Source organism: Mycobacterium intermedium (assembly GCF_002086275.1).
Taxonomy (GTDB): domain Bacteria; phylum Actinomycetota; class Actinomycetes; order Mycobacteriales; family Mycobacteriaceae; genus Mycobacterium; species Mycobacterium intermedium.
On record NZ_MVHT01000136.1, the window covers coordinates 1 to 10933 of the forward strand.

Here is a 10933-nt window from a genome sequence, read left to right on the forward strand (position 1 = left end):
CATCACCTTGACCGCGACCGTCCACTCCTTGACGGTGTGATCAGCCTCGTAGACCTCGCCCATCCCCCCACGGCCCAACAGCCGTTTGAGACGGTACGGCCCGAAGTCCGTTCCGACCCGCGAGCCATCGTCGCTCATCGCTGATCCTCCTCCACCAACCCGGATTCCGCAGACACTATCAACAGCCCCCGGGTATCGCATCGAGCGCAATCACCGGCCCCAGCAACCATGACGGTAATCGCGACATGGGACCCCCGCTAGCCCGGTCGCAACCCACGAACTCGAGAATCGCCACCTCTTGCAGCGGGCCAGCGGCAGGTCGGTCGGCGTGGCCTACTTGATCGAGGGGGACCACCGTAATCTCTTGCGGCAAACCGCTAACGGTGTGCGTCCGCGTTGATTTGGAAGATGAATTCGTGGTCGCAGATGCGGATATGGTCGCCGTCGACCAACGTCGCGGCCGATCGGATCCGTTGGTGCTGCACGTGCACGCCGTTCGATGACCGGAGGTCATTGATGATGTAGTTGGTCCCGGTGTCGACGATCACCGCGTGGTGGCGGCTGACGTTCGCGCTTTCCAGGACGATGTCGTTGTCGCTGAGGCGCCCGATTCGGGTCGCCGCGGACAGCAGCGGATAGTCCTGACCGGTTGCTACGTCGTGCAGGTACGCGGCGACCTTTTGATTCGAGGCCATGGTCCGCTGATCGAGCACGGTAACGGTGCCGGCCGCGGTGGTCTTGGCGGATTTCTTGGCGTCCAATGGTTCCTGGCGCAGGATGCGTTCGTTCAGGGCGCGCAGGGTGGGGCCGGGATCGATGCCCAGGTCGTCGGCGAGGGTGGTCTTGACCCGCCGGTAGGCGTTCAAGGCGTCCGACTGGCGGTCGGTGAGGTAGTACGCGGTGATCAGCTGCGCCCACAACGGTTCCCGGTAGGGGTGCTCGATGGTCAGCGCCTCGAGCTCGGTGATCACCGAGGAAGCCCGCCCGCAAGCGATTTCGGCTTCCGCCTTCGCGGTGTGCGCCAGAATCTTGTCCTCGACAAGGGCCGTGGCAAAGGATTCGACGAACTGAAAGTCGCGCAGGTCGTCGAGCACCGGCCCGCGCCACTCCTTCAACGCGGCCGAAAGGTGCTTGCTGGCCTGTTCGAACCGGCCCGCCGCCGCCGCGTGCACACCCGCGTTCTTCTCGGCGATGAACCGGCCGAGGTCGCACGTGTCGTCGGGAATGCTCAGCCGGTACCCCGGCGGTGCCGCGGCCAGGACCACGCGCGGGTCGATTCCCGCCCCGCTGAGCAGCTTGCGCAGGTTCGAGACGTACGAGTGGATGCTCGCCCGGGCCCCGGACGGGGGCCACTCTTCCCACAGGGCCGTGATGAGGCCTTCGACTCCGACCGGTCGGTTGCGGTTGATGACCAGCATGGCCAGCACCGCCCGCTGTTTGGGGGTGCCCAACGGCACGAGGTTGCCGTCGATCCTCATCTCCAACGGTCCGAGTAGACCGAATTCGAGACGCTTGTCCTCCATCGCGCTACCAGCCATTCCGGTCCGTCGTGGTCTCGTCTGCCACGCTGCTTATATCAATATCAATCCTTGCCATTGTGGTACTAACTTTGCGCATCCGGTAACAACCGAAGCCCCTGGCACGTCGACGTGTTGATACTTCGCCACACTTCGCCACCGGCGCCATTAGCTGCAGCAACCGGCCGAAATATTTGCCTCGCCAAAGGGATCATCGGGCTTTCGCGCGAATTGCATTGGTACTGAGAAACATAGGCGATCCATCGTCAGTGGCCAGCCGTGGTTCCGGTCGTGACGAGCAGAAAGTAGTGGCTGGTGGCCCACGCCTGGACGAACAGTTGTAGCGGAATCTGCTCATCCTTGCCCTGGGGAGTGCCGCTGTCGTTGAGGTGCACGATGTTTCTGATGGTGTCGATGCCGGTTACCACCACGGCGTGGTCCGACACGGGGTTGCCGTCACGGTCCTTGGCTTCGACGGGCTGGCCCCAGATCATCTCGGCGTTGAGGCTCACGATGACCGCATGGCCGCCGTCGAGGTATTGCTCGAGCGCCTTAATACCCGTAGCGATGCCGGTTTGCGCCGCCGCGTCCGCGTCGGTCATGTTGGCCTCGACGCCGTAGTGCGCCAACAACGTCGGCAGGTCCAGACGGTTGGTTCCGTTCCCGTCCCCGGAATTGGTCGGGATGATGTAGATCGAGCCGGGGTGACGGGTGCTGGGGGTGTTCTGGGCCACCTTGATGATGGCCCGCTCGGAAGGCTCCGTGCCCGTTATCTGGCCGACGACATCTGCGGCGGCCATGATCGCGCAGTCGTCGAACGCCTGCAGCCGCCAGTATTTGGTGGCGACGGCCGGATCGCCGTGCATGGTGCGCGCCGACGACGCTGCGGCCGGGCTGGCGAGTCCGAGCGCGATGGCACCGGCGACGGTCGCCATGAGTGCCGTCTTGGCGGCCCGGACGATGGTGGTTCTCATGAGAAAAGGCTGCGGCAGCTGCCTTTTCGTTATCTTTACGAATTCTTGGAGCTCTCTGACGTGCCCCGGCCCGCCGATGCCCGTCGATGGGTTGTCGTGCGTCACGCCTTGCGCGATTCCTTCGTGACGGTCATGAAGTTGTGGCTGGTGGCCCACGCTTGGACGAACAGGTCCAGCGGGATCTGCTCGTCTTTGCCCTTGGGCGTGCCGCTGTCGTTGAGGTGCACGATGTTGTTGGCGGTGTCGACACCGGTGACGACGACAGCGTGGTCGGCGTACACCGTTCCGTCGTTGCCCTTGTTCTCGATGGGCTGGCCCCAGATCATTTCGGCATTGAGGCCGACGATCACCCCGCGGCCGGCGCTCAGGTATTGCTCGAGTGCCGCCAGTCCGGTGGCGACACCGCTCTGCCCTTCGTGGTCGGCGTCGGTGTTCACGGCGTGAATTCCGTAGTGCGCCAGCAGGGTCGGCAGGTCGTCGGGGTCAGTGCCCATGCCCGAGTTCGGGTTGCTTTTGTCGGTGGGCTTGAGGTAGATCGAGCCGGGGTGGCTGGTGCTGGGCGTGTTCTGCGCGACCTTGATGATGGCCCGCTCGGACGGCATCTTGCCGGTGATCTGGCCGACGACGTCGGCGCTCGACATGAGCGCGCAGTCGTCGTACTTCTGGTGCGCCCAGTACTTCGCGAGCGCCGTCGGGTCGCCGTACATGGTGCCCGACGATGCTGCGGCCGGGCCGGCAAGTCCGAGGGTCAGCGCGCCGGCGACGGTGGCGAAGATTGCGGTCTTGGCGACGGTGAAGAAGTTGATTTTCATCGGGGTGGTCCTTTTCCGGTCTGGGGGCGTTGAGAAAAGGTTCCGATAGCGGTCTTTTTGTTATCTGGACGAATTCTTGGAGTGATCCCGCGCGTGCCGTGCAAAGGCGGGCAGCCGGCCCGGGGTATTAACCGGCGGCTGCCCGCCTACGGGTCGCGATTGGTCGCCGTTAGCTTGACAACTTTGATCTTCGTGTCTGATCTCTGCTCGTTGGTGATCACCGACGCCGGCGCGGAAGTGCGTTGAGAAGAGATTCAGGCGCTATCTGTTGGGACTAGTTGCATTCCCAGACGTCGATGTAACCGCCGGGGACCTTGGCCAACGCGCTCTTCATGGCCGAGCTCAGATCGGGTCCCTCGGCGCCCTGGGTCTCCCGGTCGTTCTTGGCGACCGCGCCGCACGCGGTGAAACTGACCACCACCTTGCAGTCCGAATGGCCGCAGGACTTGACTGCGGTGGCCTCAGCGGCAGCCTTGGTGGGGTAGCCCTTGGATCGGCCCCAGGAACCGTCGCTGGAATAGGCGATCGCGCCATGTGAATCTGCCGCTTGGGCGGCCGGAGCCAGCGTGACGGTAATTGCGGCGACGGCAGCGACGGCAGCGGCGAAGACCGGGCGGGCTAACTGAACCAGGCGAGCGGACGCCCGCCGTGCCCGACGGGTACTCATCGTCGTCATTGGGGAGAGTCCTTTCGATGAACGCTGTGGCACCCCGGAGTGGTTGATCATCGGCTAGACCGGCTTGGTTGCGGTGACTTGCTTGCCCCACTCGGACATCGTGAGCGTGACCGAGCTGTTGGGTATCGGGTCGATCTGGAGTTGGACGAGGTGAGAGGACCCGTCCGTGGCAATCCAGACGGTCGTCGGCACCGTGGTGATGTTCTCGTCGGTCAACCGTGTGCCGGCAAGTGTCGCGACGTCATCGGCGGACGATTTCCCGGTGATCTTGGTGGTGGCGACGCCGTGCACCTGTTCGGTGCCCTCCACCGACGCGTTCTCCAGGTGCGCCAACAGGTTGGCCAAACCCTTGTTCGGATCGAGCAGAACCGACACGTTGTAGATGGAGGCGCCGCCGCCGAAATCGGTATAGGACCCCGGCTGTCCGAGATCGGAGTAGAGGTGGCCGTCGACGAAGACGAACTTCGCGACCTCGCTCTTGTCGCCCAGGACCACGGTCGCGACTCCGGTGGCGACGGTCTGCGGTGTGTTGGAGATGTCGCCCTCGACCTTGGTCACCCGGAAGTTCGGCACATTTCCCTGCACCGCCAGGTCCAGGTGCATTCCGGTCACCTTGCGCATGGCTTCGGTCGCCTGGTTGAGCACGGATGTCGCCTCGGCGCTGCTACTCGATGTGGGAGCGTTGGCGCCGGTTTCGCCGTTGCCGCCGCAGCCGGCCACGACGAGGCCGACTGCGAGAGCGACGACGGCGAAGAGGGTACGGGGCTGCAGCTTCATCGGACATCTCCTTCAGCGGGCGCACGGCCGCTGATTGCATCCCGATGCGTGCGGGACCAGGGGGCGTCAGCAGCCGAACACAGAGCTTAATGAGCAGTGTTCGAGACCGAGGAGTTCAGATCGTCAGGGCTGCGAATTCCGGGCAGTAGGAGTCGGTCGCGTTGTCGACGAAGGAGGTTGCCTGGATGGTGGTCAGGTCGGTCTGGCTGAGGATCTCCTCGGCGATCTGATATCTCGACCTGCCTTCGGCCAGCTCCTGGCAGACCTGATGTCCCTGCTGGATCGCCGATTGAGGGGACGAGAACGTGACGCCGACGTCCTGCATCTGCGAGATGAAGGTTTCGTCGGCGGTGGTGTTCGCCCCCGCGGTGCCTGCGGTGGCGACGGCCACCCCGACGGCGGTGGCGCCGACCGCCGTGGCGATCGCAGCGCCGATGCGGGCAGAAAACATGTAGTGGCCCTTCGGTAGTGGATGCCTGACGGCAGCCTCAGCTCTTGCCCTTGAAGAATTCTCAAAGGATTCTTGGCAACTTCGTGGATTTTGTTGAGCCGCCGTCAAACGAGGGTCATCTCGTAATATGCGCCGCGCCGAGCCAGTAGTTCTGCGTGGTTGCCCTGCTCGACAATACGCCCTGCCTGCACCACCAGGATCTGATCCGCGTCCCGGATCGTCGACAGGCGATGCGCGATGATGAAACTGGTTCTATCGCGCCGAAGTTCGCTGGTCGCTCGGGCGATCAGCACCTCGGTGCGGGTGTCGACCGAGCTGGTCGCCTCGTCCAGGATCAGCAGCTGGGGGCGGGCGAGGAATGCGCGGGCGATGGTGATGAGCTGCTTCTCGCCGGCACTGACGTTGCTGCCGTCGCCGCTGATCCGGGTCTGGTAGCCGGCCGGCAGCGTGTGTACGAACCGGTCGACGAACGCCGCCTTGGCGGCTGCCGCAATCTCTTCCGGGCTGGCGTCCGGCCGTCCGTAGGCGATGTTCTCCGCTATCGTCCCGTCAAACAGCCAGGTGTCTTGCAGCACCATGCCGATTCGCGACCGCACCGATTGCCTGCTTACCGAGCTGATATCGACCCCGTCGAGCAAGATTCGGCCGGCATCGACGTCGTAGAAGCGCATCAACAGGTTCACCAGCGTCGTCTTTCCCGCTCCCGTGGGTCCGACGATGGCCACCGTGCTGCCGGGCTCGGCGACCAGCGACAGGTCGTGGATCACCGGGTGGCCCGGGTGGTAGGCGAAGCTCACATGTTGAAACTCGACGCGACCGGGCCCGTTCGGTATTTCGATGGCTGGGCCGGCCGGGAGCGCGGGTTGGGATTGCGGGCGTTCCTCCGGTTCGTCGAGCAGGTCGAACACCCGCTCGGCGCTTGCCACGCCGGACTGCAGCATGTTGTACATCCCGGCGACCTGGCCGATGGGCTGGTTGAACTGGCGCACGTATTGAATGAACGCCTGGATGCTGCCAAGGGTGATCTGTCCGGTGGCCACCTGCAGGCCGCCCACCACGGCCACCGCGACGTAACTGAGATTGCCGACGAAGCCGGTCGCCGGTTGGACCAGGCCGGAGAAGAATTGCGCGCCGAAACTGGCTTGGTAGACATCGTTGTTGAGCTGGTGGAACCGAGCGCGCGCCGCGGCCTGGTGGTTGAACGTCTTGACGACGGTGAAGCCGCTGTAGGTCTCCTCGATGTGGGCGTTGAGGCGGCCGGTGCTGGTCCAGTGGGCCATGAACAGGCGTTGCGAGCGACGCGTGATGGCGCGCGTCGCCAGCAGCGACAGCGGCACCGTCAGCACCGTGATCAGCGCCAGCAGGGGCGAGATCGAGATCATCATCGCCAGCACCGCCACCACCGTCAGAACGGCGGTCACCAATTGGCTGATCGTCATCGACAGCGACGACTGCATGTTGTCGATGTCGTTGGTGACGCGGCTGAGCAACTCGCCGCGTTGGCGGCCGTCGAAGAAGGACAGGGGGAGCCGGTGCAGCTTGTCCTCGACGTCGGAACGCAACGCGGTGATGGTCCGCTGCACCGTGACGTTGAGCAACCGGGCCTGGGCGTAAATCAGCAGGGCGGCAAGGACATACAGGGTAATCGCGAGTGCCAGCGTTCGCACCACCGCGCCGAAGTCGACACCTTGGCCGGGCACCACGTTCATCCCGGACAGCAGGTCGGCGAAGGTGTTGTCGCCCCGCGCGCGGGCCGCGGCGATCGCCTGCGCCTTGCTGATACCGGCGGGCAGTTGTCGCCCGATGACGCCGTTGAACAACAGATCGGTGGCGTGGCCGAGAATCCGCGGCACGACGACCCCGATCGCGGTGCCGGTGATACCCAGCGTGATCACGGCGAAGCTCAGCCGGCGTTGCGGGGCGAGTCGCTTCACCAGTCGCGCGGCCGTGCCCCAGAAGTCCCGAGACTTCGTCGGCGCCGGGGCCCCGGCGCGCGGGCGGGCGCCCATCGGGGCGCTCATCGGGTGCCCCCGACGCCCGCGGTGATCGCCTGCGAGGCGGCGAACTCCGCATAGGTGGCGCAGTCGGCCAGTAGCGATTCGTGGGTGCCGACGCCGACGATGCTCCCGGTGTCGACGACGATCACTTGATCGGCCTGCGCGGCGGTCCGAATCCGTTGTGTGACAACGATGATCGTCGCGTCGCTGGCGTGTTCGCGCAGTGCGGCACGCACTTTGGCATCGGTGTGCACGTCCAGTGCGGAGAATGCGTCGTCGAACAGGTAGATCGCGGGACGGCGGATCACCGCCCTGGCGATGGCAAGCCGTTGGCGCTGGCCGCCGGAGAAGTTGATGCCACCCTGCGCGACGGGCATGTGCAGGCCGTGCGTGCGCACGAAATCGTCCGCCGCGGCGATCCGCAGCGCCTGCCACATTTCCTCGTCTGTCGCGTCCGGCTTCCCATAGCGGAGGTTGTCGGCGATCGTGCCCGAGAAGAGGAACCCGCGCTGCGGAACGAGTCCGATCGCGGCCCACAACCGCTCGGTGTGGTAGTCGCGGACGTCGACGTCGTCGATGAAGACGGTGCCTTCGGTGGAGTCGTACAGGCGACAGATCAGCGACACCAGAGTCGACTTGCCGGAGCCGGTGCTGCCCACGATCGCCGTGCTGGTTCCCGGTCGCGCGGTAAACGAGATGTCCTGCAGGACAGGGCATTCAGCGCCAGGGTAGGTGAACGTCACCCGGTCCAATCGGACCAGCCCGGTCACCCCGCCCGGCGGGTGTTGCGGGTTCGCGGGGTTGTCTACGGCGGCCGAGGTGCCCAGCACCTCCGTGATGCGTTCGGCGCACACCGATGCCCTCGGCAGTACCACCAGGGTCATCGTCGCCATCAGCACCGCCATCAGGATCTGCGCGAAGTACGCCAGAAACGCGCTGAGCGAGCCGACCTGCATCTGGCCTCTGTCGATGCGCAGCCCGCCGAACCAGATCACGGCCACGCTGGACAGGTTGATGGTCACGGTGGTCACCGGCAGCATGAGCGCCTGCCAGTTGCCCGATGCCAGCGCGGTGTTCGAGAGTTCGGTGTTGGCCCGAGCGAACCTTTCCCGCTCGAAGTTCTCGCGGGTGAACGCGCGGACCACGCGCACACCGGCCAACTGGTCGCGCAGCACGCGGTTGATCCCGTCGATCAGGTTCTGCATCCGGCGGAACAACGGCAGCATCCGCGTCATGATCAGGTAGTTGGCACCGGCCAGGACCGGGACGCTGACCAGCAGCAGCCAGGTCAGCGCTACCTCCTGGTGAATTGCCATGATGACGCCGCCGATGCACATGATGGGCGCGGTGACCAGCACCGTGGCCGTTGTCTGGACCAGGAACACGATTTGCCGGACGTCGTTGGTGCTGCGCGTCAACAATGTCGCCGCGCCGAAGTGCGCCGTCTCCTGTTCCGAGAAGGTGATGACGTGCTCGAACATCGCCGCGCGCAGATCCCGGCCGAAACCCGTGCCGGTCCGTGACCCGAAATACACCGCTCCCACCGCGCACAGCACCTGCAATCCGGTGACGATGAGCATGATGATGCCCAGTCGGATGATGGTCGCGGTGTCACCCTTGGCGATGCCGTTGTCGATGATCGCGGCGTTGACCGTCGGGAGATAAAGCGAGGCCAGCGTGCTGATCAGCTGCAGCACCATCAGTACCGTTACCAGCCGCCGGTATGGCCGGATGAACTGGCGCAGCAGGGCCAGGAGCATTGGGTAACTGTCGCACAGTGCGTCGGCCCGTGCGTGGATCACCCGGCGACCCCGAAACACCTGATCAAGTGGCGTGTCGCAGCCTGTCGGCCGGGGTGCCCCTACACTGCATGGCAGTAACCGGCATCCGGAGAGGTACAGAAGAGGTAGTGGTGCGGCGTAATTTGACGAGGCTTGGACCCGCGACTCGGGCGTTGGTCGCCTTGATGGCTTTGAGCCTGGTTATCGCCGGGTGCTCGGGTTCTGGCGACAGCACCCCTGGTGCGACGGATTCGTCGACCGCGACCGGCAAAGAAGGTAAGCACGGCCCCTTCTTCCCGCAGTGTGGTGGTGTGAGTGACCAAACGGTGGCAGAGCAGACCAGGATTTCGAACCTGGTGAATACCGCCAAGAACTCGGTCGGCTGCCAATGGCTGTCCGGCGGCGGCATCATGGGGCCGCACTTCTCCTTCTCGTGGTATCGCGGGAGTCCGATCGGTCGGGAGCGCAAGACAGAAGAGTTGTCACGCGCGAGTGTTGAGGACATCAATATCAACGGGCACAGTGGCTTCATCGCTATAGGTAGCGAGTCGAGTTTGGGCGACTCGCTGTGTGAAGTCGGGATCCAATTCGGAGACGACTTCATCGAATGGTCGATCAGCTTCAGCCAGAAGCCGTTTCCGCCGCCATGCGACATCGCCAAAGAGCTGGCCCGCCAGTCGATTGCGAATTCGAAATGACCCGGTGGATGAGGTGTCTGGTTGCCGTGCTCTCCGTGGTAGCGGTGCTGTTGACCGGTTGTTCGAAGTCGGTCTCGGGTACGGCTGTCAAGGCGGGTGGGGCTGGTGTCCCGCGCAATGACAATTCCGAGAAGCAGTATCCGAACCTGCTGAAGGAATGTGAGGTCCTGACCACCGACGTTCTGGCGAAGACGGTGGGTGCGGATCCGCTGGACATACAGAGCACATTCGTCGGTGCGATCTGCCGTTGGCAGGCGGCCAACCCGGCCGGTTTGATCGACATCACCCGCTTCTGGTTTGAGCAGGGCAGTCTGAGCAACGAGCGCAAGGTTGCCGAGGGCCTGAAGTATCAGATCGAGACGCGGTCCATCCAGGGCATCGACTCCATCGTGATGCGCACCGGCGACCCCAATGGCTCGTGCGGTGTCGCCAGCGACGCGGCCGGCGTAGTCGGCTGGTGGGTGAACCCCCAGGCGCCCGGCATCGACGCGTGTGGGCAGGCGATCAAACTGATGGAGTTGACCCTGGCGACCAACGCGTAGCCGTCGCGCACCAACCCCTAGCCGTCGCGGACCAACCCCTAGCCCCCGCGCGGGACGTGGAACTCGACGAGCGCCGCGCTGCCGACCTCCAGGTCTGCCCATCGCCCTGGGACGCGTAGCACCGCGATCGCCGACGTCGGGAATTTGTCTTCGATGCGATCGACCGCTGCGTAGTCGGTGCCGTCAGCCCCGGCCAGCAGGATCGCCAGAGAGGACGTCGTCGGCTCATGTCCGACCACCAGCAGCGTCGTGACGTCGTCGGACACGCGGTTGATCTCCTCGATCACGGTGCCGGGAGTGGCGCCGTAGAGCCGAGCAACATAACGCACCGGCGCGTCAATTCCGGTGCAGGCGAGGGTTTCCCGGGTGCGGGTGGCCGTCGAACACAGCACGGCGTCGACGCCTGGCAGGTTGGCACGCAGCCAGTCCCCGGCCAGCCCGGCCTCGCGGACACCGCGTGGTGCTAGCGGTCGGTCATGGTCGGCGACGCCATCCGGGTACGCCGATTTGCCGTGTCGCATCAGCACGAGGTTGCGGTGCGGGTCTGTCACCGGACACACGTTAACCGATGCTTAGTTCCCCTTGCGCCACGCCGGAATCCGTGGCGGCGTCGGCTATGCCGCTTCGTCATCGTCGTCTCCGTCGCGCAGGAGTTTTTGTGGGTGGTGGAAGGTGTTGGTGCGGGGTTGGCCGTGGTCGAGGTGGGGT

The 10933-nt window shown here is 64.7% G+C and carries 12 protein-coding genes; 2 read left to right on the forward strand and 10 right to left on the reverse strand.

Annotation, left to right across the window (positions count from 1 at the left end):
* The 9 genes from BST27_RS34185 to BST27_RS28380 all read right to left on the reverse strand — a co-directional run.
* Positions 1-138: hypothetical protein (locus tag BST27_RS34185; protein ID WP_249025727.1), on the reverse strand; the 138-nt coding region annotated here is incomplete at its 3' end.
* Positions 139-377: 239 nt separating this feature from the next.
* Positions 378-1538, reverse strand: coding sequence for an ATPase/transcriptional regulator EmbR (gene embR, locus BST27_RS28345; RefSeq protein ID WP_069421562.1), 1161 nt, complete (start codon positions 1536-1538; stop codon positions 378-380).
* Between the two features lie 245 nt (positions 1539-1783).
* Positions 1784-2491 carry a C39 family peptidase gene (locus BST27_RS28350; RefSeq protein ID WP_069421561.1) on the reverse strand — a complete coding sequence of 236 codons (708 nt, stop codon included), beginning with the start codon at positions 2489-2491 and terminating at the stop codon, positions 1784-1786.
* Between the two features lie 101 nt (positions 2492-2592).
* Entirely contained in the window at positions 2593-3303 is a 711-nt protein-coding gene (locus tag BST27_RS28355) for a C39 family peptidase (RefSeq protein ID WP_069421560.1), read from the reverse strand.
* Positions 3304-3577: 274 nt separating this feature from the next.
* Complete coding sequence (locus BST27_RS28360) at positions 3578-3979, reverse strand: DUF4189 domain-containing protein (protein WP_069421559.1); 402 nt, start codon at positions 3977-3979, stop codon at positions 3578-3580.
* A 54-nt stretch (positions 3980-4033) separates the two neighbouring features.
* Positions 4034-4756, reverse strand: a complete 723-nt coding sequence (locus BST27_RS28365) for an LppX_LprAFG lipoprotein (protein ID WP_069421558.1) — start codon at positions 4754-4756, stop codon at positions 4034-4036.
* A gap of 115 nt (positions 4757-4871) precedes the next feature.
* On the reverse strand, positions 4872-5207 hold the full coding sequence (locus BST27_RS28370) for a DUF732 domain-containing protein (protein ID WP_069421557.1): 336 nt from the start codon (positions 5205-5207) through the stop codon (positions 4872-4874).
* A gap of 104 nt (positions 5208-5311) precedes the next feature.
* A complete protein-coding gene (locus BST27_RS28375) occupies positions 5312-7228 on the reverse strand; it encodes an ABC transporter ATP-binding protein (RefSeq protein WP_069421556.1) in 1917 nt (638 codons plus the stop codon).
* Positions 7225-8964, reverse strand: a complete 1740-nt coding sequence (locus tag BST27_RS28380; RefSeq protein ID WP_069421589.1) for an ABC transporter ATP-binding protein — start codon at positions 8962-8964, stop codon at positions 7225-7227. The genes BST27_RS28375 and BST27_RS28380 overlap by 4 nt, the downstream gene beginning before the upstream one ends.
* Before the next feature lie 110 nt (positions 8965-9074).
* On the opposite strand from BST27_RS28380, the gene BST27_RS28385 reads away from it, so the two are divergent.
* Together BST27_RS28385 and BST27_RS28390 are read left to right on the forward strand one after the other, a co-directional pair.
* Positions 9075-9683 (forward strand): DUF3558 domain-containing protein, encoded by a 609-nt coding sequence (locus BST27_RS28385; protein ID WP_079220112.1) that lies wholly within the window; start codon positions 9075-9077, stop codon positions 9681-9683.
* 8 nt (positions 9684-9691) lie between these two features.
* On the forward strand, positions 9692-10225 hold the full coding sequence (locus tag BST27_RS28390) for a DUF3558 domain-containing protein (protein WP_069421555.1): 534 nt from the start codon (positions 9692-9694) through the stop codon (positions 10223-10225).
* A gap of 38 nt (positions 10226-10263) precedes the next feature.
* Here BST27_RS28390 and BST27_RS28395 read toward each other — a convergent pair whose 3' ends face one another.
* Positions 10264-10746: a SixA phosphatase family protein gene (locus tag BST27_RS28395; RefSeq protein WP_069421587.1), complete on the reverse strand. Its 483-nt coding sequence runs from the start codon at positions 10744-10746 to the stop codon at positions 10264-10266.
* Positions 10747-10933: the final 187 nt, after the last annotated feature.